A 24,658-nucleotide genomic window follows, 5' to 3' on the forward strand; every position below is an offset into this window, starting at 1 on the left:
TTATACAACTTTGTTTTTCAGCAGCAGGTATAAGAAATACGCACCGCCGATAAAGTTAATTACGACACTCAACGTCGTCTCAAAACTGAACACGTTTTCGATTATCCATTGCCCAGCAAGTAATGAACTGATGGATAGAAACGAACATCCGACCAATAGCGTTTTATGTTGGTAACTTCGGAACATTTCTCGGCTTAAGTTGGTCACTAGTAAACCAAAGAACATGATTGGCCCTACCAAAGCCGTAGAAATAGCAATCAAAACCGCCGAGATAATAAACACATTTCTCGTCACTTTAGGTACATCAACACCCAAGCTTTTCGCATTGTCTTGGTCGAGCCAAAACACATCTAAAGTGCGATGCATCCTAAACAACAACCAACATGCAAACATCAAAGCCGGAGCACTAAAGTAAACCAAGTTCACTTTGACATTATTGAAACTGGCGTACAGTTTCGACTGAACAATTGCATATGTGTTTGGGTCCATCAGCAAAGAAAAGAATGACGCCGCATTGGAAAATAGCTGACCAAAGATCAAGCCGACCAATAGCAACGTAATCAAGTTCTTGCTTCCTTTTGAAAAGTAAAACCCAAACAGCAGTAGCGAAAACGACACCATTACAATTACTGCAATCGCGAAATTGACGTACAAGTTAAGAACTAAGGTACTCAACCCACCAAAAATCAACACGATCAAAATTTGGGTTAACACATACAGCGCATCAAAACCCATGATACTTGGCGTTAAAATTCGGTTGTGCGTAATGGTTTGAAATACAAGTGAAGACTGAGCAATGGCCACACCCGCTAGCACTATCGCCAATACTTTAGGAACTCTACGAGACAAAAAATATTGGTAGTTGTCAGCCGTTAGCCCAATACCAATAAACAGACACGCGAAAAGAATCGCAATGCCACCTAGCAGCAGGATTTTCGTTGAATCACGCATGTTGCTTACCTCGCAACAACATTGCGATGAATACCACGCCACCCAATATGCTAATCACGATAGAGATTGGCATTTCATGAGGGAAAATAATTAAACGACTCACCAAATCGCAACACAACACTAAAATGGCCCCATACATGGCCGTAAGCGGAATGTTCTTTTTGAGGTTATCGCCATAAAAGTGACTCACGAGATTCGGTACAATCAGCCCTAAGAATGGCAACTGGCCAACAATCATCACGACACTTGCTGACATGATGGACACCAATAGCACGCCAATCGTCACAACCTGCTGATAATTCAAACCCAAGTTAATCGCGAAATCTTTTCCGATACCTACGGCAGAGATCCTTGCGGCAAAAAGATAGCTGAGGATAACCATTGGTACCGCGATGTACAGCAGTTCAAAATCACCACGCAAGATGTTGGCGAAGTTTGCGACTGTCCAAGCATTCAGACTTTGAAGTGCATCATATTTGTAAGCGATAAACGTAGTCATGGATTGGATGACATTGCCGAAAATAATCCCGACAAGTGGCACAAAAACCACGCTCTTAAATTGAATGCGCTGAATAAAGAAAACAAACGCCAGCGTCCCAAATACCGAGATGCCGAACACGAGCCAAAGGTGATTATCATTACCAAAGAAAACCACGCTCAGTACGTAGCCCAACATGGCACATTCGATCGTACCGGTTGTAGAAGGTGCAGCAAATCGGTTCTGGCTGATTTGCTGCATGACAAGTCCCGCAATACTCAAGCCAGCACCAGCAAGCAGTATGGCAAATAAACGTGGTATACGGCTGGTAAAGAAAAGCTCTAATGCTTTCTCATCACCTGAAAAGAGTTGTTGGGGCGTCATGTTTGCCACCCCAACAAATAACGAAACCGTGCTTAAAACCACAAGGGTTAGCAATAACTTCTTCAAAGTTAACCTCTGCTATCTTGGATTACAGTTCAACGGTTTGCTTTATCTCACTGACCATTTTTTCTGTTGCTGTCACACCAGACATCGACAAGTACCACGCGTCCACATCTAAATAAGTGATTTTATGATTTTTATATGCCGCAGTAGCTTTGACTAAGTCGTTATCCATGGATTTACGAATATCGTTATCCGGCGTACCTGTCAGAGAATTTCGGTCAACCACGAGAATATTTTTCGGGTTAGCTTCACGAATAAACTCATAAGAAATGACATCTCCGTGAGTGCCCGTTTTCACGTGCTCAACCGTTTCCAAGAAGCCAAAGTCGTTATAAATGACGCCAAATCGCGACTGGGCACCAAACGCGCTGATGTTGTCACCCATGCTCAAAATCGTTAATGCATCATTTTTGTTCGATTGGTTGTAGTCACGGATTGCTTTGAATTGAGCATCTAGCGCTTCAATTTTCTGCTCTACTTTTTCTTCGATATTGAAGATCTTACCAATATTGCGCCATTGCGCTTGCGTGCCTTCCCAATAGCCTTGGTTCTCTTTCGCCGCAAAAACAACTGTAGGGGCAATTTCACTCAGCTCTTCATATTTCGCAGACGCTCGCGGACCAACCAAAATCAAATCCGGTTTTTGCATGTAGATGGTTTCAAAATCAGGTTCAAACAAACTACCCGCAGAGGTGTAGTTATCTTTGCTGTATTTTGAAAGGTAACTAGGAAGATTAGAAGAGTTAGATACTGCAACAGGATCGATACCAAAGTTGTCCAGCGCATCTAGCGGGCCAAAGCCAATCACAACCACACGCTCTGGGGATTGTTCTAGCTCTGTTTGACCCATGTAGTGGTCAATCACAACTTTAGCAGCGAAAGAAGGAGAAACAGTAAATAACGACAGCATAGCCGCACCGACGAATTTTTTCATTTTGTTAAGCCTTAATGAGATCTATTATCATACGCGTTCGCAATATAACGCTACTCTTTAATGCATTCAACAAAATTTAAGGTACTTTACATTAGTTACGTTTACTCAAGACTTAGATATATCAAAGACTTATAAAACCCATCAGTTCCAATACCTGGGCGTATCATTCATGCGCTTCAATAAACGCTTTGAGTGCCAGCTCATCAATAATCTCCAAACCGTTGTCCGTTTTTGTAATCAATCCCTTTTCAATCAAGTCCTTAACTGCACGTCGATAGACTCGGCCTGAGGTACCAAACCGCTCAGCCTCTTGGTTCACTTTATCAAAACCACCAAGCAACTTATCCGTCTGATTACGGACGAGAAGATCATAGGCAATGTTGTAAGTAATGGGATGCAACAAACGATTAGTGTAGATATCCATGGAGTCTTGATAATCCTCAGCCAATGCTGAAGCGAAGAACACCATCATTTGGGGATGATTTTGCAGTGCTTCGGTTAGTTTTTGGATACAGATAACATCAACCTGCATATGTTCATCTGCTATCACATTCCATTGACAAGGAGTCTGAGTGAAGAACTCCATTTCACCATAAATATGATAGTCGCAGTTAGCTTCCCCTAATTGAAAACGTCGTCCATTTGCGGCCAATATGTTCATCGAGACTCGACCTACTGGCACAACATACAAGTACTGAAGTTGCTCACCTTGGCGGAGAATTGCTTCCCCAGCATCAAAGTAACGCGAATTTATATGGCATTGATAAATCAAATCGCGAAAGGTGGCACTCTTTTCTTCAAGGTATGTTTTGAAGCGACCAGTCGGATAAGGGCTGATTTTCATTTTCTGCTCTCTCAGAAAAAGTTACGGACAACTATTTAAGGTGGATTGTACCCCGTAACTCCAAATAAAAAAGCGACAGTGACCTGTCGCTTTACATCTATTCTGTTTATGTGACTTACTGAGATAGAGACTGGCTAACGCTGAGCAACCAAGGCTTCTAATGCCGTAATCGCGGCACTCTTCTCACCTTGCATCATTACTTTGGCTTCATCAACGTACTGACCAACACCTTCTTTCACATCTTGTTGATACAGCACCACGTTGTTTAATATCGAAGCCACATGAAGGCCTCGTAGTCGACCGACCGTAAACAGCGCAGAGGTTTCCATATCGGCACCTAAGATGCCTTTCTTGTTCCAATGTTGGCATATTGCATCTTCGTCATCGGTATAGAAACTGTCGTGAGAACGCACCACACCAAAATGATAATGCACTTTTTGCATCGACAAGTAACGCTCAACTTCCTTTAACAGTGAAAAGCTTGCGTAGGCTGGATAAGACGAATCGACATACGCTTTAGAGCCGCCCTCATCTCTTACCGCGCCTTCGGCAATGATCAACTCGCCAAGATGAATGCCTGATTGCATTGCCCCCGCCGATCCAACGCGTACCACATGAGTCACACCGCACTGTTTTAGCTCTTCCACTGCGATGATCATCGATGGCGCACCTATACCTGTACTACATACTGAAACAGGTTTGCCTTTGTAGTTGCCGGTAAACACACGGTACTCGCGGTTTTCCGACACCATTTCTGCATCATCAAATAATGCCGCGATACGATTCGCTCGATCTGGCTCGCCGCATACAATAACGAGGGGAGCGATTTGTGTTTCATCCACTCCGATATGAGGTTGTTTGGCCATTTTTCGTTCCTTACGCAGCAGCGTGCGCTAAGGTTTTATCGCCATTGCGCTTAGCGCTACGAGCCCACTCACGCGTGCCATTGGCAGCGATGAACATAAGAATCGCGTACTGAACAGACATTGCGTAAACACCTTGCGTCGCGTAGATACCCACACTGATAATGTTAATCACGACCCATAGAATCCAGTTTTCGACGTATTTACGTGTCATCAGAATTTGTGCAACCACAGAAAGCACTGTCATGGTTGCATCCCAGAACGGGAACGCGTCAGGCTCAAGCACCGGTTCAGCCAAGCCAGCACCAAAGAGATTCAAGCTATCAACAGCAATGTTTGCTAGCGCAAAGAAAAATGGGTCGATATAGATCGTTAATAATGCGATACATGCAACGCTAATAGAGGCAGTAGTAATAAGTTTCTGTTTATTTAACCAGCGAACTTCCAGCGTTTCACCTTGTGCGTTTGGACGGGTCCACGCATACCAGCCGTAAATGTTCGCACAGAAGAAAAACAATTGAAGAAGCAATAATCCGTATAACTGAATTTGAAAAAAGATAACGGCAAAAAGCGTGACATTCAGCAAACCGAATAAGTAGTTGATGGTTTTTTCTTGGCTGGCCAACCAAATGCAAAGCAGTCCAAAAACTGTACCGAAAGCTTCGATCCAACTCATTGCGTAGCCGTCGCCGATCGGAATGTTAACGAGAGTATTATTAATATCGAGTAAGGCAAAGAGGTCCATAACATGTCCTTTATTATTTTGTTTGGAATACGCTTATATTAGAGCGTGATCCCCAACAAAAAGGAGGACATTTGTCCTCCTCTTGATGCACTCGATCATAAATCAGATTCATTACTTACTTGAAAGTACCTATTTATCTCAATTATTCATTCCAAATGAACTAGGACTCGTGTCCTAGGTAGCGCTTTTTGAACGTCGATGCTGACGCGAACAGTAAAGTCGAAGCAAATGTAAACACCACGCCAGCCAAGTATACATACTCTTCATTCGCAAGTAGTTCATAAACACTCACGACAAACACCGTTAATACTAGTGAAATATTGAAACGGTGAAACCACGGCCTCTTTACTGAATACTGTGCATATCTCTTAACTAACATAAAGATTTTCCATTCATCTCAATAATTTATAAATCTAATTATAGGCTTTATTAATAATAAGCTTTTTAAGCACTATCGACACGAAATCTTTCGAGTTACTCGCAAAAAATCACACTTTTCAAATGTTGAGTTAATAAATTCGAACATCTGTTTTGCATGCTTATTTATTTTTTAGCCCATTTTTTTATAAATTATATGCACTAAATTTGTTAACCATGCGTTTGTTTTTAATTAAGAGAAATTCGTCACACTGTTGCGTACAACCAATGTTGGTTCCAGTTGAACGACTTGAGCGTCGTTAGATTTGTCGTCCAGTCCTCGGACAAGAGTCTCAACGGCAGCCTGCCCCAAACGGTACTTAGGCTGATGAATGGTAGTTAGCGATGGCGACATAAATTTCGCGATATGGATGTCATCGTAACCAATAATGGACAGGTCGTCCGGCACTTTAATACCGAGCTCATTTGCGGCGTTAATCACACCCATCGCCATCATATCGTTAGAGACGAAAATCGAGCTGGGTAATGCGCCACGCTGAGCCATTTTTTTGAACGCTTGATACCCACCCTCACATTCGAAGTCCGATTCAATGATCCAATTGGCATTAAATTCCAAGCCCGCTTCGTTCATTGCTCGCTTATAACCTTCGTATCGCATTTGCGCTTGGTGTTTAATCAAAGGGCCAGTGATGCACCCAATTTCGGTATGGCCGCAATCAATTAAGTATTTCGCCGCTAAGTAACCGCCACGAAGTGAGTTGTCTTGGATTTTATCACTTGTAAATAGCATCGGCCCCCAGTCCATTACCACTACTGGGATATCTGGGTAACGCTCAAATACATCGATACGCTCTCCTTCTAGCGACGAACACATCAAAATCAAACCATCGACACGCTTTTGCAATAGCGTATTAATGGATTGACGCATACGTTCGTTATCACCCTCGGTGTTACATAAAATGAGGCTGTAGCCTTTTTGGTAGCAGCTGCGTTCGACGCCTTTTACGACTTCGCCAAAGAATGGGTTGGTTGAGGTTGTCACGAGCATACCAATGGTTTTGGTACGATTAACTTTGAGGCTACGCGCCAACGCAGAGGGCGCGTAGTAGTTAAGCTCTTTTGCGGCATTGTTAACGCGTTCAGAGATCTCTTCGCTCACAAAACGCGTCTTGTTAATAACATGGCTCACTGTTGAAGTGGAAACCCCTGCCAGTTTTGCGATGTCTTTCATCGTCGCCATGTTACTACTCCTATTTTAATGAGGCATTGTGCGCCTTATTGTTCAGCGAGAAACGCGTCCACCTCTTCGCGGGTTGGAATCGACGTTTGCGCGCCAAAGCGGGTCACAGAAATTGCAGCCGCCGCATGTGCAAACTTAATCGCTGATTCTAAAGGTAAATCTTCTAGGAGACCAGTGACGAATGCCCCATTAAATGTATCGCCCGCTGCGGTAGTATCCGTCGCTTCAACGCGGAAACCCGAGATGATTTCGCCTCGACCGTTTTGGCTTAGCCAAACGCCTTTTGCACCGAGTGTGATCATGACAATTTCTATACCTTTACCATGTAGCTCATTCGCCGCTTCTTGCGCGCTTTCGTTGTCTGTTACAGTAATACCTGTCAGAACTTCAGCTTCCGTTTCATTTGGTGTAATCACGTCAATGCAAGACAGTAATTCATCTGACAGTTCGCGAGCTGGCGCTGGGTTCAGAATGACATTGGTTTTGGCATCTTTCGCTACACGCGCAGCTTTCTCAATGCCGCACATCGGCGTTTCCAATTGCATTAACAAGTAATCTGCTTGGCGAATACGCTCTAAATCTGGCTCAATCGCTTCTGCTGTCAGTTTGGCGTTTGCTTCAGCTGAAATGCAAATGCTGTTCTCACCACTGTCCGACACTTGAATCATCGCGATACCTGTCGGGCAATTTGGCTGCATCTTCACACCAGTGATATCGATGCCGTCCATTTTGAAGTTTTCGCGAATGTTAATGCCGAATGAGTCGTCGCCCACACAAGCGATAAAACCTATGTCTGCATTTAATCGCGCCGCCGCGACGGCTTGGTTGGCACCTTTGCCACCTGGGATAACTTGATAGTTGCGACCATGCAGCGTCTCGCCTGGGCGAGGGAAAGAAGGCACTTGAAGAACATGGTCAGCGTTTACACTACCTAACACCACTAACTTATTCATACGGTTATCCTCGGTTCTGAATGAACCCTTTTTAAAAACTGTTTAGGAAAATACATTAGATGACTTTAACTTCTCTTCCTGATGAAGGAGTCTCGATAAAAAGCCAAAGGCATCTATACCCCACACTTTGCAGTATTTTGGGTAAGTTTGCCCTCACCTCCTAAACGACAGATATAAACGGAGGAGAGAGCAAAAATTAGGATGATTTATTGAACTTAAAACTTACTTAGTGACTACTTTTAGTGGTACTGGGATGTACTCTTCTACTTCTTCACCTTTCAAAACTTTGTCAGCCGTTTCAACACCTAAAGCACCGATAAGGTCTGGTTGCTGAGCAATAGTTGCCGCTAGTTTGCCACGGTTAACTGCTGCAATGCCGTCTTCCGTACCATCAAAACCAACGATAACGACATCTTTGCCAGAAGCTTGAACTGCGCGAAGTGCACCTAGCGCCATTTCATCATTCTGTGCAAATACCGCTTGTACATCCGGGTTAGCCGCTAGCAGATTTTCCATTACGTTTAGACCTTTCGTGCGGTCAAAGTCAGCCGGTTGGCTAGCAAGAAGATCCATATCGCTGCCCTTCACGGCATTCATAAAGCCTTCACCGCGCTCACGCGCTGCCGATGTGCCCGCAATACCTTCAAGTTGAATGACTTTTGCTTTTTCGCCGACTTTTTCCATGATGTAGTGGCCTGCCATTTCACCACCAATTACGTTGTCCGACGCGATGTGACTCACGACTTCACCACGGCTTGCACCACGGTCTAATGTCAACACAGGGATCTTAGAACGGTTCGCCATACGAATTGCATTAGACACTGCATCAGAATCCGTTGGGTTGATAAGAATTGCTTTTACGCCGCGAATACTTAAATCCTCGATGTTCGACAGTTCTTTACTCGGGTCATTTTGCGAGTCCAGTACAATTAAGTCGTACCCCAATTCTTTCGCTTTTGCTTCCGCACCGTCTTTCATCGTTACGAAGAACGGGTTGTTTAGCGTCGAAACCACAATCGCCATGGTATCTTGAGCTTGCGCCGCTACCGATACGGTTGAAGAAAGAAGTGCAGCAGAGATAAGAGTTGCAAGTTTTTTCATCGTTCTAGTCCTTTGTGTAGGGTGAGCCAGTACACGTCCCCTGACTCGGTTTGTATTCACTGTTTTATATATACAGATTGTTATGAATTACTTGTTTTTGTTGTCTACCAATACCGCCAGCAAGATAACCACTGCTTTTGCAATCATTTGGTAGTAGGAAGAAACATCAAGTAGGTTAAGTGCATTGTTCAAGAAACCGATGATCAGCGCACCAATCAAGGTACCCATGATACGACCTTTACCGCCCATCAAGCTGGTACCGCCAAGAACAACCGCTGCGATAGCGTCTAGCTCGTAGCCCATACCCGCTGTTGGCTGCGCCGAAGAAAGACGAGACGTTACGATAATACCTGCAAGCGCTGCTAGCATACCGCAGATGGCGTAGACACCAATCTTCACTCGGTCTACATTGATACCTGATAGGCGAGTCGCAGACTCGTTGCCGCCTAGTGCGTAAACATAGCGACCAAAGCGCGTGTGGTTAAGTAAATACCAAGCCGCTGCGAACACAACCACCATTAACCAAACAGGAACCGGAATGCCTAGCGCGTAGCCAGTACCAAACCATGCAAACGCATCTGCGGTGTCAGTAAAGCCTGTCGAGATTGGTCGACCTTCGGTGTACACCATGGTCACACCACGTAGTAACGTCATGGTAACCAGCGTAGCGATAAATGCCTGCACCTTACCCTTCGCAATAATGATACCGCTGATCGCACCTAACGCTGCACCTGCGACTAAAGCAGTGGGAACCGCTACCAGCACCGGAACCTCAAGCGCAATCATGCTTGCCGCAAAGGCACCACACAACGCCAATACCGAACCAACACTTAAGTCGATGCCTGCTGTTAAAATAACTAATGTCATACCCACTGCGATAATGGCATTCACGGAGGTTTGACGAAGAATGTTGAGAATGTTGTCGACCGTAAAAAAGTTCGGGTTCAAAAATGACACAACAACGATCAGAAAGATCAAAGCTATCAGTGATTTTTGCTCAATCAGCCACTCTTTTGTGAACAACTTCTTGTTGCCAGTTTCGGTTGGTTTGCTCATGGTATTCGTACTCATGCTGCTTCCTCATTGATCTCTTTGCCTACGGCACAGGCGAGTAATTTTTCTTGATCGGCGTCTTTCGCATCAAATTCGCCAGTGATACGACCTTCATGCATCACTAAAATACGGTCGCTCATGCCGAGCACTTCAGGCATCTCGGAAGAAACCAAGATGATGCTCATGCCTTCGGCCTTAAACTTGTTGATGAGCTGATAAATCTCTTTTTTTGCTCCGACATCAACACCACGTGTTGGCTCATCCAGAATCAGAACTTTAGGTTTCGTCATTAACCCTTTCGCAATCGCAACTTTTTGCTGGTTACCACCAGATAAGTTGCCGATGATTTGATCTCGCGTTGGGGTTTTAATGTTGAATAACTTAATAAAATCTTCCACTGCAATCACTTCGTCGCTGTGTTGAATCTGGAAGCCTTTGGTCAGCTGGTTTAGCGAACAAAGTGACATGTTCTCCTTAACTGAAAGACCTAAAACCAAACCATCGCCTTTGCGATCTTCAGAGATGTAAGCGATACCATTTGCCAAGCCATCTTGCGGGCTAACCGGGTTAATAGTTTTGTTGTCAAGATTGATAACACCATGCTCACTAGGTAATGCGCCGTAAATGACTTTCATGAGTTCAGTGCGGCCTGCGCCCATCAAGCCAGAAATTCCGAGAATCTCACCGCGCTTGAGAGTAAAGCTCACATCCTGAACGCCAGACCCAGTCAAACCAATGACTTCAAGACAGGTTTCGCCATGTTGGACATCAATACGTGGATATTGCTCTTCTAATTTTCGGCCAACCATCATTTCAATTAGGCCATCTTCATCAGTGTCGGACACCTTGCACTCACCGATAAACTTACCATCACGAAGCACGGTAATATCATCACAGATTTCAAAGATTTCTTTAAGACGATGCGAAATGTATACGATGCCGCATCCTTGCTCGCGGAGCTCATTAATCACTTTAAACAGTGATTCCGTTTCGGTATCGGTCAGTGCGTCCGTTGGCTCATCCATAATGATGACTTTCGACTCAAACGAAAGTGCCTTTGCAATTTCCACCATTTGTTGTTCACCAAGGCTTAAATCGCCAAGCAATGTTTTTGATGAATGCTTTACATTGAGACGTTTTAAAAGCTTGTCAGCTTCGTCATACATTTTGCCCCACTGGATACGCCCTAAGGAGCCGGTGAACTCTCGTCCCAAGTAAATATTTTCGGCAATCGTCAGTTCAGGAATCAGGTTCAGCTCTTGGTGAATAATGCTAATACCAGCTTCCTGTGAATCGCGTGGACCTTTAAAGGCCGCCGGCTGACCTTGATATTGAATGCTCCCCGCATCCATGTGGTAAATGCCTGTCAACACCTTCATTAACGTTGACTTGCCTGCTCCATTTTCACCCATCAGCGCCATAACACGGCCTGGATAAACATTCAGGCTTGCTTTGTCGAGTGCTTTTACGCCCGGAAACGCCTTCTCAATTTCGCTTAGTTGTAGAATGGCTTGAGTCATAATCTGTCCTCAATATCTCTGGCTTAAAAAACCACGCCCGCTTGGAAAATAACGTTCGCATATGGCGAGCATTCGCCGGTTCTTACGATAGCGCGACTTTGGGCCGTGCGTGCTTTAAACGCTTCATGTGACACGTAGCTCACCTCAATAGATTTGCCCGTCTCTTCACTCTCTTTGCTCAGTTCGTTGAGCAACGCTTCATGCAAAACTGGGCTTGCATCAGAGAACTCTTCCGCAATGATGACCCCTTCGATTTGGGACTCAGATAGAATTACGCGAACAGTATCAAGAAAACTTGGTACCCCATGCGTTAGCGCCAAATCGATTCGCTGAACATGCTCTGGGATTGGTAGACCAGCATCACATATCGTGATCTCGTCGGTGTGGCCTAGCGTCGCCACCAAGTAAGAAATATCTGAGTTAATTAGGGTACTTTTTTTCATCTCATCGACCTTTCGGTTACACGTTCATACAACCATGAGCGCCTGTTTTAAAGTGTTTTCGTTATTAACAGAAAACTCATCGAAACGTTTCGATGAAATAATAATTCGTCATCGCAATTTGACCAGTGTGAGATCGATAAGGTGTGAGAATGATCTGTAATTCAATTGTCATTGAATAGGAAAAGTGCACTTGAGTCACACTTTACCATCGAAACGTTTCGATGATGGTATTTCCCTGTCATTACGGTTAGGTTTTATACAGGGAGGAAGGAAAAGAGACGTCCAACTACTGAGAAAACCTCTAGTTAATAAGCTCGAAACCTTTCACGTCATCACAATTCTTAGATAGCTGCCTGATTTTGGAGAACGCTCACCTTACAATCTGGTTACAATTTGCCAAAACACATCATCCGTTCAGTACCTTACCTGGTACGCGACGTTTGTAGGGACACAAACGGAAACTAAGAACCATAATGAAGTTAAGCAATAGAGTCATTTTGCTTGTCGCGCCAGTGATCTTATTAAGCGCGTTAGTATCTAGCTATATTATTTATAGCATTCAAAAAGTGACGCTCATCAAGCGGGAAGACAGCTATATTCAGTTGCAGATGGAAAAGCTCGCCGGGCAGTTTCGACAAGCGAATATTTTTCTTAATAGCTATGCCTATACGCTCAGTAAAAGTGATGTATTACAAGACTATTTGGTAAATCATAACAACCCCTATCGTGAACGAGTCTTGTTTAACCGATTAGACGAGACCGCTGAAGTATTGAGCCATGGTTACAAAGGCGATGCGAGCATGGCGATCCTCGACGGAAAACAAAACCTTCTCTACTACACAGAAAACAAATATTACGAATCATCGGGCGTGGTCGACCCAAAGGTGTTAGAGTACATATCACGAAGTTTCAATGAGAGAGAGGCTTTCAGTCACACTGGCTTTATTTATAACTCCAGTGGACAAAGCATTCTTCTTCAATATGAGGTCGTCGACAAAAGAACGGGGACTCACCCTTTGAGCTTTGACTCGAAAAATGTGTTTTTTGTGGTAGTTTCCGTATCACTTGAAGCCTTTAACGAGATTAAGCATGACATCGAGTTTGACACACACAGCGTGATTACTTTCGCCGACAAACCCATTTATCTTGATATTCCTCTCGCTCAAACCATTGAGCTGCTGCCGCACTTTTATGCCGTGCTTTCTCCTGCCGAATATTTAATGTGGAATAAAGTCGATAAAGTGTGGCTAGAACTTGCTTTCTCCTTTGGCGTAGCGGCGTTTTTCACCATCACATTAATCATTTTGGTGTTGTACCGCTATGTGTTGCGCCCTGTTTCTCGCCTTGATAAGCAGCTGAACGAACTTGAATCTAATCAACGTGACAATATTGAAAAGCTAGAAACAAACGATGAAATAGGACGCCTCTCTGCACGCTTTTTTGATATGTATGAGGAACTTAATGTCATCTATAAAAAGACAAAACGCCTAGCTGAAACGGATCACCTGACGCAACTCGCCAATCGCCATCGTTTTCATGAGCTTGCCACTCGTGAACTTATCTCCCCTTCGCAGTTTCTGTGGGTTGTTTACGTCGATCTTGATAACTTTAAATACGTGAATGATAAATACGGGCATGAATTGGGAGATAACTTATTAAAAGTGTTCTCATCACACATCAAGAATGCCTGTCAAAAGTTCTCGCACGATTACAACAGCCCCTGCTTTGCCGCCAGGTTGTCTGGTGACGAATTTGCAATTTTGCTGAGCTCAAATCAAGAGGTAAAACGCTTACCTGATTTGCTTGCATCAGAGCTGCTAAAACCGATTAGTAATCTCAGTTCATCTTGGAGTAATTCATTTCCCGTTACGGCAAGCGTAGGTATTGCACAATATCCTCAAGACGGTACTGACATCGCAAAGTTACTCTCCAGTGCCGATGCGGCTATGTATCAAGCAAAACGGGCAGGGAAAAATCAATACGCCTATTATTCAGCCGCTCTCAATATTGAGTCTCAAAGACGAAGTCAACTTGAACGTGCGCTCCGAAAAAGCAATGTAGAGGAAGAGTTTCACCTTGTTTTTCAACCCTATATGAACAATCGAAGCAACGAAATTGAGGGGTTAGAAGTCTTGTTGCGCTGGGAAGCCGAAGGTATCGGCCCTATCCCTCCAAAGGAGTTTATTCCAATTGCAGAGCAAGCCGGATTATTTGATAAAATTGACCGCTGGGTTTTCGCCAATGCAACGGCGGAATACCATCAATTAAGGAATATTTTCGGTAAGGATATTGTTCTTTCGGTCAATCTTTCATCAGCAGAGCTAAACTCGATAGAAATGGCAAACTACATCCATGAACAAGCGACACTGCACAGTGTTAAACCAGAATGTATTGAGATAGAAATAACCGAAACCTTTGCCGCAGAACAACAAGGCACGGCTCTACTTGATGAGCTATCAAAACGTGGCTACCGTCTTGCAATTGATGACTTTGGTTCTGGTTACACATCGTTAACTCAGCTCGTTCAGTATCCGGTTCAAAAAATCAAATTTGATCGAGAGTTCCTCGTTACATTGATGAACACCAACAACGGCCATGTGATCAAACCTATTATTGAGCTATGCCATGCCCAAAATAAAACGGTTACAGCAGAAGGTATTGAACACAATATGATGCATGAATGGCTATCGGCATACCGCTGCGACTATATGCAAGGCTATTTATTTGGCAAACCAATGACTAAAGAACAATTGAGCTTGTGGTGGCAATCGGCAAATGACGACAGTCGATTTGATGCGTCCATGGTCAGCTCAATTAGGGTTTCAAGAACATAAGTTAAGGGGAGACGTACAGCAGTCACAACTGTGGCGGCTGTATTTAGCTGTATATGAGCTTCATTGATAGATGCTCAGCTTTTGTTCCCCCATACCTATATCTATGACTTTAGTTGAGTAAATCACTATTTATTCGTTTTTAAACCAGCACTTCCTTGAAATCCAAACCGGTCAAATTCAGCGCTTTGACGCTATCGTACAAGCCACCTTTTTTGTCCGTGCAAAACGTTCTGAGCCCAGCACCTTTTACTCTGAACAAGTCAGATTCATTAACGGCTTCTCTATTCAAAACGAGTTTCTTAAACGGTCTAGCACGACTTAGCTTACCATGACGAAGATTATACTCGGTAGCAGAGGTATCAATGGCATCAATTTGAGTGACAATGTTTAATGCTCGCCAAGGCTTTCCTTGTAGATTTAATGGTAAAAATTCGACATTCTCGCTCAACACATCGAGCTTATCCGCAATAGAAGCGGATACAGCAAGAGTAAAAGATCCCCATGCTGCAATATCAGGCCTGGGCAATGGCTTTTCACTCATAACGTCTAACCATTCAATATCAATACTTTTCCAACTGGCTTTAACAGACTCTCCATAGAGTTGGATAGGTTTGCTTGCCGTTACTTGAAGAGACATTTCCAATGGCGACTCTTGCAACATTGCAAAATCATTAACATTGGGAGAGACAATAAACACTTTATTAAATGCTGTCATAACCGTCCTTAAATAAATTCTAGCGCTTTTCTTAATGAGATGAGCGCTTTCACACCAAACCAAACCAAACCAAACCAAGCATAATAGATAGAGTTTAATTTCATGTTCAAAAATTTAATGAATTAAGATCTGGCGTTCTTATCTTTTAATTTCGAAGTTTTATTATTTATATATTTTAATCCACACGATAGAATTATTTTTTCAATTTTTACTATGTACCCTTCCTTATGTAATCGAATAAATTAGAAAATAAACAGTAGCACGCGTCACTTCACTTTTGTTGAGCTCATCACCCTCACTTAAATGATACATTCACAAGTTCAATTTTTGAACGACTTAGACTTAGCTTTGTCAATCGTGAATTAAAAACAACCGATTCACCGCTGTTTTACTGCCTTTTCTTACCACCCTGTTGTTTATTCATACATTATAAATGCACTTATACACATAACGATTCGGCGTTACGATTTGTTACGAGTTAAGTCACAAACTTTTGAGGTATTGGATAAAGTGTAGAAAAAGAAAACACATTGAAATAAAAAGAGTTTCTAAAGTACGAAAAATAAAACGCCGTTTTTATAAATTGGCAACTTCACAAATATCCTTAAACACAGTTTTATTAATTACATATATCAGATATTATTTACGCCGAAGTTTATAGAAACCATCGTCAAACTTCATATTTTATATAAATTTCAAACAGTTAGTTTTTAACTCGAGAAATTATCGTCAACCCAATATCAAGCACCTAAGCGTGCAATAAGAAACATTGGGAATAGAATTATATTGATGTGCATGTTGTTTTAACGAGTGCATGAAGCAATCGGTAAATTTGTAACACCATAGAGTTTTATTTAGCCAAGATGAAAAAGTTAATTATATTATTTACATGTGCGCTGTTGTCTGTCTCACCTTTTGCTTTTGCAAAACAATCAGATAACGAACCCAGGGATCATTTACGACCAAAGCAAGCTGAACATGTGTTTAAACAAGCCAAGCTAGATGGCATAGTAGACTTTAAGTTGTTCAGTGACGCTTACATCGCTTATCAGAAGACACCCGATAGAAAGAAGTCGGTACTAACGATCATCGACTATAGTAAACCATCAACTGAAAAGCGTTTTTATGTGGTTGATTTAGATAAAAAGAAGCTAATCTACAATACGTATGTTTCTCACGGCGTGAACAGCGGAAAGAAAACAGCGACACAGTTTTCAAATGTCGTGAACTCGCGAAAAACATCATTGGGCACTTTTTTGACTGATACCACTTACTACGGCTCAAATGGCTATTCACTTCGATTAGATGGGCTAAGCTCTGGATTAAACGACAAAGCTCGCGAGCGTTACATTGTCGTGCACGGCGCCGATTACGCAAACCCTTCCTTCATCAAGAAGAATGGATACCTCGGACGCAGTTGGGGTTGCCCTGCTTTGCCAGAGAAGTTGTCTCGCGAGATCATTGACACCATAAAAGGCGGCAGCGTTATTTACGCAAGCGCATAATATCGATGCGACACATATGGGGAAGAAAAAGAAGATTCTATTTCTTCCCTAGTAATAATCCTGTTAGCTTAATCGTCCTGTGCAACGACTCTCTTTCCATTTTCGCTTACTCGAAAGCGAAAAATTATTGTGTTATTCGCTGATATACCTAAGTGCGATCAGAAAACTCTGTTCATCCCCCTTCCATCTCGTTAGTATACGCTGAGTTGATCAGACACTGGCTTTCATCGTTATCATAGTGCCACTAAGATTCCTTAATCATGGTGGGTAACTGTGGCTTTATATGTTTAGGGTTACTTCTTGCGTTATCTACACCGTATATTATTGATGCTTTCTTTGTCCCTGCTCTCAGGGCTCATCACAGCTTCATATGCGCATGAGTGGCACCACACCAAACATTACACTTCCGAGCGCCTACTTAAACTCTCTCAACAAGACGATTTTGAGCTAGCACACACTGATTTTCATGCCTCAGCTTCTCTGAGCTCTTGGGGTTCAGAAAGTTACTACCTACATATAAAGCGCGAGTTGTTCGGGCTTGTCTCCTGTCGCCGAACATCAGCTACTGATGGCGTTTTATCATCAGATTTTACTCCTGATTATTTTTTACTTATTGCTTTCTCTTCTCCACCACTACTGGAGTTGGCAAAACAAGCATCTCGCTTACCTCTAGACAGTTATGGCGGACTCATGAGTCAACGCTCTCTTTATCGCCTCTCAGGAAGAAAGGAAGCGAACTTAATGTACGTCTTTACTCATGGTCGCAACGCCTTCTCTGTTGTTTAACTTTTTATGACATACAGAGAACACGAAAATGTAACGATAAGAGCCAATATGCTCATTGTTACTAGAACCAATTTGAGGTCCATATAATGACAAGAATCGCTACAACCATCGCACTAGCATTACTATTTTCAGCGGGCTCAACCTTAGCAAACACAGAAACTAAGCCAGAAGAAATGAGTAACGACACTCTGTTAGAGTGTGCCAACGTTTCTAACGCACGTATTGCAGTTCCGGAACACAGAGCGATGTTCAGACACTACTTAATGTCTGAGAGAGACTACAGCTTTGACCAGCTATCGTCTGCCGAACTTGAATTTAAAGCAGCAGATAAGAATGAGTCTGAAGTAGAGAACATCTACAAGTCTCAGTGCAAAGAAGTTGGCGAATACCTATATAGCATTGGCTATTAAATTCGAAACCCTAACGACACTCAAAAAGAAAGGCGCAATGTATGCGCCTTTCTTTTTACTGACAAAAACCTGTCGATTAGATGTCTAATCTGCATACAAGCTTAAAAGTGCAAATCAAAGTAAACTTACTGGGAAAACTCAGACACATCCTTGGGTTTACAGAACGCTCGACGTGCGTTAACAAACAAGAAACTAAGCACTCCAATCACAAGAGTAATTATTGGTGCCGCCATTAATAGCATTGTGATTGCTTTGCTCATATTTTCTGGTAGCAAAGGAAGTAATGAACCAAAACCGCATAATACCAGCGTCCATAAAATCGCACTCAGCCACGCAAAGTAATGGAATTTACTAATACGTTTCACTCGCAACCCCATCATTAATGGCAATAGGGAGCGAACAACCGGAATAAACCGCGCACAAAAAAGCGCAATCAATCCATGTTTACTGAGTAATACGTCGACTTGTTCCAAACGCTTTTGAGGAACCGCGCTCACCCAACCTTGGACCTTAGGTAAGCGATTTAGCCACTTGCCTTGTAAATAAGCCGCCCAACTTCCCAATCCCGCACTAACAGCTATCACCAACATGATCATAATTGGGTCAAGGACGCCAACCGCCGCCAGCGTACCGGATAATACGACGACACTGTCGCATGGGAAAGGTGCAGCAGGAATAAAACCACTTTCCAAAAAAATAATCACAGCAACAACAAAATAAACTAAACCTGCACTGCCTGGCGCCATTAACGCCGTGAAATCTTGATGCCAAAAGGCACTCAAGACCTGAATTATCGAATCAAACATAAACCGCTCCTAAGCATAATTAACCAAAAGTTGCAAAAACATGGAGTGTGTTAGCGAGCATGTATAAAGCGGTATATGAAATTCGATTCTTTTCTCACTCCGATTCTGTATTTAAAGTGAGTAAAAATACTTTCAATACAACAACCTAAAGCCTCATTGCCGATGCGTTTTAGCCGCTTCATCGAGTAAATTGCCGAACGATGCGCCCACCATGCTACATCAAGCATTTCAAACCATTCGGGTTCTACATCGTCGTTCGAGCTCATTTCCTTAGCATGGCTAACCCTCAATACATTCCGGCTGTTTAAACTCGGATAGTCTTGTTGTATTGGAGAGATAGGATATTCTGAAAAGTGCTTCGACTTAGCGTCAACAGCAATATTCTGGTTATGAAAGGAAAGAAAATTTGGGTGTGAGTGCGCCAGGCTCATGCTCGGAGCCAACAAGCAGAAAAGTAGTCCGAGTAAAGCAATCAGAATCGTACGCACAAAGGTAACCAAAACCAAAATAATAAGTTCTTTTAACCCTGTGCGTAACTATTGGCAATTAGTATTCTTAATCGTTAAGAATACTAATTATTTTTCACCGTAAGGGTAGCTTTCAAACATCTTCGCGATTTCTTCTTGGATGAGAGATTCTCTTTTCTCAGAGCTCATTGACTCAGACAGTTTACGACTTGAAACGCCTTTCCAAACGACTTGATTAGCCTTTGCATCAACCAGTTCAACCACCAACTTCCCATACTTACGTTCTTTATATCTTTCTGGGCTTGAAGTGATCACACCAAAGCTATTCCAGCCATAGCCAAAGCTCACCGACGATCCTGAAGAAACAAGCTCGGATTCTTCTACGATATCATGATGTACGTAAAGGTCACCGCCACTATTTACCTTAATTAAACCCTTACCCTCAAGCTGTTCAGCAAGCCCTTGCTCAATACGTCGACCATCAATACTGGTAGGAGCTTCCGCCTGAGCACCGAAGTCAAACGTTCTGTAAGCTGAAAAGTCGGCTTGTTTATCTACATCGGTTGTAACGGTAGTACAAGCAGATACCAGCATCACCACCAGCCCTAATATCAAACCTCTCATCATGTTAAATCTCCTTTGGTTAAGCTGACTGTTTCAGCAGAATTACCCTGTGTTATACATACGCATCAACAGTAAAAAGTAATCATTTCAATATCTAGTCTTGACCATGAAACGTGACTGTTCAATAAACGAGATTAACCTTTACACAGAAAATCTTGAATATCATCAACATCTAAACACCTAAGAATTCGGTGTTTACGACCTAATTGGAAGCCCCTAGGCTTAGTAGCGGAATCGCGAGTGCCACAAAAAACCAGAGACAGTGAACACTTTAACATCAGTCCGCTACTTTTTTAGGCAACTGACAAACATTTGATGAGAAAAGACTTTTCTTTTTCGTCCAGTGTGGCATATTAACTGAGTCCTATCGATGCGCGGGCATCGTATAATGGCTATTACCTCAGCCTTCCAAGCTGATGATGCGGGTTCGATTCCCGCTGCCCGCTCCAATCTCTTTATCTCAATTTACTCATAAAAATCCGATGGCGGAGCGAACAAACGGCGGCAGCGTTGTTTCCATGATAAGTTTGGTCGAGTTACGTCATAAAACATGTCTTTCCATTCTGCAAACGTCACGCGGATGGGATTAAAGCTGTTTACAGGTTTAGAAACCCCATACCGAACCGTTTCCACCTCTGGTTCAAACGTTCCGAACATTCGATCCCAAATAATTAATACACCCGCATAATTTTTGTCGATGTACTGACGGTTCACACCATGATGAACGCGATGATGAGACGGCGTGTTAAATACCCACTCTAGTGGCCCGAGCGAACGAATTGATTGGGTGTGAACAAAAAACTGTAAGCCCAGATTAAACAACACAACGAAGACAACCCATTTTGGCTCAAAACCAATAATCACCAAGGGCAACCAAAAAATCCACATCCCCGCTAGCGGATACATTAAACTTTGACGAAAGGCGGTACTGAAGTTCATTCTTTCCGAACTGTGATGAACAACGTGCGCGGCCCACATCCAACGAATACGATGGCTAGCCCGATGAAACCAGTAATAGAAAAAATCTTGCAGGACAACAAGTAAAAGAAAAGCTGAGACGCTCATTTCGATATCAAACAAACGCCAATCGAACCACCACAAATACAACTGAGCAATCAGTAAACCCGTGAGTATGTCTGTCGCTTGGTGTAAGCCCGCAAGAACAAAATTACACGCTACTTCAGGGAAGTAATACGTCGCGCTTTCAGGCAAGCGTCCCCTTCTTTGTCCGAACCAATATTCGGCAAGCATGCAGAAAAAGAAAACTGGAGCCAGAATCATCAGAAGTAATTCTGGGCGGTCCATCAACTGCGTCCAATCCATTGTGTTTCTACCATTTTGCATAGTGATCTTCAGTAAGACCCATAACTTCTTCTAACTGATGTTTGATGCCATTTCCATCGATAATATAGCCAGAGAAATAACCGATGTACTGACGAAAGTTACTTTTGAGAAGCCAAAAATTTTTCTTCTCTGAGCGTCGATTCAAAGGCGTGAACTGTAAGTTAACTCGTTTATCTTCAGACGTAATATGCCACTTTTGCCCTTCATCACTTCGTGAAAACTGAAACTGCACAGGTTGCAAAAAGTGACGCTGACCATTAATCCACAATACATTTTCGCAATAGCCAGTTTCATTAACGCCAGCTGCCAAGTTCAACCCCAGACGCCTGTCATCCTCAAAGCAATTGATACTCGCCCAGCGCCAACTTGTTTCTCGCCGCATGTACCCAGCGGAAAAATCGTAACCAGCAGCCACCTCTGAAAGATCTTGCTCTTTTCCTAATATGAACAAGTTACCGTCTACTGCTAACGCATTGTGCTTCTGAGTATATGTCCAACCCGCATAACCTGTTGGCGTACACAACATTAATGGCAAACTCATATTTTCTGGACGTAAATAGAGATCCGCATTGACTGACTCTGTCACAAAGTGGACGTGCCAAATACCATCCTTAATAGAAAACTGAACTCTTTTGTTAGCAAGATGGGCAAGACTGCACCAACTGGAAGGCTGAGTTTGATAACCTATATTAAAAGGTTTCAACCATTGTTGCTCAATCAACTTATTCTTTTTAATATCAAACAGGTAGCAAAAGCCGGATGCTAAATACCGTATATCAGCAATCGCTACTCCAATGACGTAATTAGGTGTGACCAAATTGACGAACTGAAACTGCTTATAATCGCGGTAACGGCGCCACTTAGATACCGGCTTATCCATCTCATCAAGGTAGGTAAATTTATCTAGCTGTAACGATGTTGGAATTCCATCAAGGTGGCCAAACGCTGGTAGGCCATTCTGCTGAATAAACGAGTTCAGAACCTTAAGCTCATCCATATAGTTGTCTTTTCACAAGTTATCACACACACAAACTTTAACATGACGTTAACATAAACAATTTGCGTAACTGCACAACAACATCGACTAAAGTGATTTCTGCTTGTTATATGTGAAACTGATCACTCAACCACCCGCTTACTTAGCTAGCCCTACCTATCTCAACCAACACAGCCTGGGTTAGAAGCTGCACATTCTCATCCGCAGGAAAGACCACTACAACCATTGAATCTTGGTCAAAATCACTATTTAATGGAAATACATTCATATAAACTGATTGCTTATTCACATCAAGGAAGAAATCTATGTCATACATACACGATACTATTGTTGCGTTGCAACACAGTAGCCCTGCGCAAAAAGAATTTTACCAAGCGGTAGAAGAAGTATTAACTTCTCTCGCGCCGGTAATAGAAGGCAATAATAAATATAAGGAACAAGCGATTATCCAGAGGATCGTCGAGCCAGAACGTCAAATCATGTTTCGAGTTCCTTGGGTTGATGATGCTGGAAATGTACAAGTAAACAAAGGTTATCGAGTTGAATTCAACTCTGCTTTGGGGCCGTACAAAGGAGGATTGAGATTCCATCACTCAGTCAATGCGAGCATCATAAAATTTCTCGGCTTTGAGCAAATTTTTAAAAACGCACTGACTGGCCTTCCTATCGGTGGCGGCAAAGGCGGTTCAAACTTCGATCCTAAAGGAAAATCCGACGGCGAGATCATGCGATTTTGCCAATCATTTATGAACGAGTTGTACCGTCACATCGGTCCTACCACCGATGTGCCCGCAGGCGATATCGGTGTCGGGGCGCGCGAAATTGGCTATATGTTTGGTCAATACAAACGATTGACGGGCCGCTACGAAGGTGTGCTTACAGGCAAGAGTCTGCTTTGGGGTGGCTCACTCGCCAGAAAAGAAGCGACAGGATATGGCGCCGTCTATTTTGCAGAGTGCATGCTCAACGACCGCAACGATTCATTGAAAGGGAAAACTTGTCTCGTTTCTGGTGCTGGCAACGTGGCTATCTACGCCATTGAAAAACTGTACCATATGGGAGCAACGCCAGTTACATGCAGCGACTCTCGAGGTACGATCTATCATGAGCACGGTATTGATCTTAAGCTCCTAAAACAACTGAAAGAAGTGAAAAGAGCAAGCTTAGAAGAATATTTAGAAACTTACCCTGAAGCAGAATACACACCAGAGGGCGACTATCCTAATGAAGGACATGCTGTTTGGCGATATCAGGCTGATGCTGCCTTCCCTTGTGCGACTCAAAATGAATTAACGTCAGACGACGCACTGGCTCTTATCGAAAACGGATGTATTTTGATTAGTGAAGGGGCGAACATGCCAACCACCCGTGATGCTGCCAATATTATCGTGGACTCGGACATAGCTTATGGGCCTGCCAAAGCAGCCAATGCAGGCGGCGTTGCAACCAGTCAACTTGAAATGGCGCAAAACGCCAGCATGCAAAACTGGACTTTTGAACAAGTGGATAGTCAGTTGCAAACCATCATGAAAAATATTTTCATCAATGCAAACGAAACCAGTAAAGAGTTTGGCCAACCTGGAAATTTAGTTTTAGGCGCCAACATTGCAGGCTTTAGAAAAGTCGCTGATGCAATGATTGAGCAAGGTGTCGTCTAGATGAACGAGCCAGCAGGATGACTGCTGGCTTAATATAACTCCGCAATAGGCCGCGCTTTTTGATAAAGAGCTCCACTTAATTCGCAATAAGCGTTGTCACTTCTGTTTTAACGGAGTTGGCGATAAAGCAATTCTCATGGGCCATGTGGTGCAGTTTTTCTAATTGAGATGGTGTCGGTTGTTTTTCACCTGAAAATGTTATCTTAGGGTTTAACGTTACCTTTGATACCCACTCTTTTCCGTTTTCGCCTTTTTCAAGCTCCCCTACCGCTTCATCTAAGTAACTGTCCACAACGTAACGCCGCTTTGCTGCAATAGACAAGAAAACGAGCATATGACAACTAGAAAGTGCCGCGACAAACGCTTCTTCTGGATCAACATTTTCTTCTACGGATAGTGGTAATGGTACTACGTGGGGAGATGGAGATGCTGGGACTTGCAACCCTCCATCAAATTGCCAAATGTGTGCCCTACTATACTTATTATCACTAAACTCTTCGCCAGCTTTACGATGCCATTTGATTAAAGCGGAATGCTTACTCATTCTAACTCCCTGATTTTC

General features: G+C 43.0%; 25 protein-coding genes and 1 tRNA gene. 6 read left to right on the plus strand and 20 right to left on the minus strand.

Going from position 1 to position 24,658, the window contains the following annotated elements; all coding sequences use genetic code 11:
- The 13 genes from vctG to rbsD form a co-directional block, all read right to left on the minus strand.
- A complete protein-coding gene (gene vctG, locus R7044_RS00915) occupies positions 1-951 on the minus strand; it encodes an iron chelate uptake ABC transporter permease subunit VctG (protein ID WP_005376631.1) in 951 nt (316 codons plus the stop codon).
- Entirely contained in the window at positions 944-1,879 is a 936-nt protein-coding gene (gene vctD / locus R7044_RS00920) for an iron chelate uptake ABC transporter permease subunit VctD (RefSeq protein WP_017820306.1), read from the minus strand. Before vctD ends, vctG begins: the two co-directional genes overlap by 8 nt.
- 22 nt (positions 1,880-1,901) lie before the next feature.
- The gene (locus R7044_RS00925; RefSeq protein WP_005376635.1) at positions 1,902-2,810 is read right to left on the minus strand and encodes a siderophore ABC transporter substrate-binding protein; all 909 of its coding nucleotides are present in this window, start codon (positions 2,808-2,810) and stop codon (positions 1,902-1,904) included.
- A gap of 163 nt (positions 2,811-2,973) precedes the next feature.
- Complete coding sequence (locus R7044_RS00930) at positions 2,974-3,654, minus strand: Crp/Fnr family transcriptional regulator (RefSeq protein ID WP_064376631.1); 681 nt, start codon at positions 3,652-3,654, stop codon at positions 2,974-2,976.
- Positions 3,655-3,788: 134 nt separating this feature from the next.
- Positions 3,789-4,520 carry a nucleoside phosphorylase gene (locus R7044_RS00935; protein ID WP_017635382.1) on the minus strand — a complete coding sequence of 244 codons (732 nt, stop codon included), beginning with the start codon at positions 4,518-4,520 and terminating at the stop codon, positions 3,789-3,791.
- 10 nt (positions 4,521-4,530) lie between these two features.
- The gene (gene pnuC / locus R7044_RS00940; protein WP_064376632.1) at positions 4,531-5,262 is read right to left on the minus strand and encodes a nicotinamide riboside transporter PnuC; all 732 of its coding nucleotides are present in this window, start codon (positions 5,260-5,262) and stop codon (positions 4,531-4,533) included.
- A gap of 160 nt (positions 5,263-5,422) precedes the next feature.
- Positions 5,423-5,641, minus strand: a complete 219-nt coding sequence (locus tag R7044_RS00945; RefSeq protein WP_005499106.1) for a hypothetical protein — start codon at positions 5,639-5,641, stop codon at positions 5,423-5,425.
- A gap of 231 nt (positions 5,642-5,872) precedes the next feature.
- Positions 5,873-6,880: a substrate-binding domain-containing protein gene (locus tag R7044_RS00950; protein ID WP_053304493.1), complete on the minus strand. Its 1,008-nt coding sequence runs from the start codon at positions 6,878-6,880 to the stop codon at positions 5,873-5,875.
- Positions 6,881-6,915: 35 nt separating this feature from the next.
- Positions 6,916-7,833: a ribokinase gene (gene rbsK, locus R7044_RS00955; protein WP_053304494.1), complete on the minus strand. Its 918-nt coding sequence runs from the start codon at positions 7,831-7,833 to the stop codon at positions 6,916-6,918.
- Positions 7,834-8,055: 222 nt separating this feature from the next.
- A complete protein-coding gene (gene rbsB, locus R7044_RS00960; RefSeq protein ID WP_005373143.1) occupies positions 8,056-8,934 on the minus strand; it encodes a ribose ABC transporter substrate-binding protein RbsB in 879 nt (292 codons plus the stop codon).
- Between the two features lie 87 nt (positions 8,935-9,021).
- The gene (gene rbsC, locus R7044_RS00965) at positions 9,022-10,005 is read right to left on the minus strand and encodes a ribose ABC transporter permease (RefSeq protein WP_005382618.1); all 984 of its coding nucleotides are present in this window, start codon (positions 10,003-10,005) and stop codon (positions 9,022-9,024) included.
- The gene (gene rbsA, locus R7044_RS00970) at positions 10,002-11,507 is read right to left on the minus strand and encodes a ribose ABC transporter ATP-binding protein RbsA (protein ID WP_005373147.1); all 1,506 of its coding nucleotides are present in this window, start codon (positions 11,505-11,507) and stop codon (positions 10,002-10,004) included. Before rbsA ends, rbsC begins: the two co-directional genes overlap by 4 nt.
- Before the next feature lie 23 nt (positions 11,508-11,530).
- On the minus strand, positions 11,531-11,950 hold the full coding sequence (gene rbsD, locus R7044_RS00975; RefSeq protein ID WP_005382620.1) for a D-ribose pyranase: 420 nt from the start codon (positions 11,948-11,950) through the stop codon (positions 11,531-11,533).
- 473 nt (positions 11,951-12,423) lie between these two features.
- Here rbsD and R7044_RS00980 point away from each other — a divergent pair, with 473 nt between their 5' ends.
- Positions 12,424-14,784, plus strand: a complete 2,361-nt coding sequence (locus tag R7044_RS00980; protein ID WP_054574642.1) for an EAL domain-containing protein — start codon at positions 12,424-12,426, stop codon at positions 14,782-14,784.
- 139 nt (positions 14,785-14,923) lie between these two features.
- Here the strand turns inward: R7044_RS00980 and R7044_RS00985 are convergent, their stop codons facing one another.
- On the minus strand, positions 14,924-15,499 hold the full coding sequence (locus R7044_RS00985; protein ID WP_225455291.1) for an imm11 family protein: 576 nt from the start codon (positions 15,497-15,499) through the stop codon (positions 14,924-14,926).
- A gap of 863 nt (positions 15,500-16,362) precedes the next feature.
- Here R7044_RS00985 and R7044_RS00990 point away from each other — a divergent pair.
- The 3 genes from R7044_RS00990 to R7044_RS01000 all read left to right on the plus strand — a co-directional run bounded on the left by R7044_RS00990 (position 16,363) and on the right by R7044_RS01000 (position 18,200).
- The gene (locus tag R7044_RS00990) at positions 16,363-17,004 is read left to right on the plus strand and encodes a murein L,D-transpeptidase catalytic domain family protein (RefSeq protein ID WP_136977181.1); all 642 of its coding nucleotides are present in this window, start codon (positions 16,363-16,365) and stop codon (positions 17,002-17,004) included.
- 327 nt (positions 17,005-17,331) lie between these two features.
- Complete coding sequence (locus R7044_RS00995; protein WP_017633653.1) at positions 17,332-17,790, plus strand: hypothetical protein; 459 nt, start codon at positions 17,332-17,334, stop codon at positions 17,788-17,790.
- Between the two features lie 86 nt (positions 17,791-17,876).
- Positions 17,877-18,200 carry a hypothetical protein gene (locus R7044_RS01000; protein WP_054574645.1) on the plus strand — a complete coding sequence of 108 codons (324 nt, stop codon included), beginning with the start codon at positions 17,877-17,879 and terminating at the stop codon, positions 18,198-18,200.
- Between the two features lie 125 nt (positions 18,201-18,325).
- On the opposite strand, the gene R7044_RS01005 is transcribed toward R7044_RS01000, so the two are convergent.
- From R7044_RS01005 to R7044_RS01015, 3 genes are all read right to left on the minus strand, one after another.
- A complete protein-coding gene (locus R7044_RS01005; RefSeq protein ID WP_225455292.1) occupies positions 18,326-19,006 on the minus strand; it encodes a DedA family protein in 681 nt (226 codons plus the stop codon).
- Positions 19,007-19,056: 50 nt separating this feature from the next.
- Entirely contained in the window at positions 19,057-19,494 is a 438-nt protein-coding gene (locus R7044_RS01010; protein ID WP_225455293.1) for a hypothetical protein, read from the minus strand.
- Between the two features lie 87 nt (positions 19,495-19,581).
- Positions 19,582-20,100, minus strand: a complete 519-nt coding sequence (locus R7044_RS01015; RefSeq protein ID WP_005382627.1) for a DUF4136 domain-containing protein — start codon at positions 20,098-20,100, stop codon at positions 19,582-19,584.
- Positions 20,101-20,471: 371 nt separating this feature from the next.
- On the opposite strand from R7044_RS01015, the gene R7044_RS01020 reads away from it, so the two are divergent.
- Positions 20,472-20,546, plus strand: a tRNA-Gly gene (locus R7044_RS01020).
- Positions 20,547-20,562: 16 nt separating this feature from the next.
- Here the strand turns inward: R7044_RS01020 and R7044_RS01025 are convergent.
- Together R7044_RS01025 and R7044_RS01030 are read right to left on the minus strand one after the other, a co-directional pair.
- The gene (locus R7044_RS01025) at positions 20,563-21,420 is read right to left on the minus strand and encodes a sterol desaturase family protein (RefSeq protein ID WP_005373167.1); all 858 of its coding nucleotides are present in this window, start codon (positions 21,418-21,420) and stop codon (positions 20,563-20,565) included.
- A gap of 7 nt (positions 21,421-21,427) precedes the next feature.
- Positions 21,428-22,438 (minus strand): DUF2804 domain-containing protein, encoded by a 1,011-nt coding sequence (locus R7044_RS01030; protein ID WP_033906458.1) that lies wholly within the window; start codon positions 22,436-22,438, stop codon positions 21,428-21,430.
- Between the two features lie 305 nt (positions 22,439-22,743).
- Between R7044_RS01030 and gdhA the strand changes: the two genes are divergently transcribed.
- Complete coding sequence (gdhA, locus tag R7044_RS01035; protein WP_005373174.1) at positions 22,744-24,096, plus strand: NADP-specific glutamate dehydrogenase; 1,353 nt, start codon at positions 22,744-22,746, stop codon at positions 24,094-24,096.
- Between the two features lie 76 nt (positions 24,097-24,172).
- Here gdhA and R7044_RS01040 read toward each other — a convergent pair whose 3' ends face one another.
- Positions 24,173-24,640 (minus strand): OsmC family protein, encoded by a 468-nt coding sequence (locus tag R7044_RS01040; protein ID WP_005373176.1) that lies wholly within the window; start codon positions 24,638-24,640, stop codon positions 24,173-24,175.
- Positions 24,641-24,658 lie beyond the last annotated feature (18 nt).

The organism is Vibrio sp. 1402 (assembly GCF_033340275.1).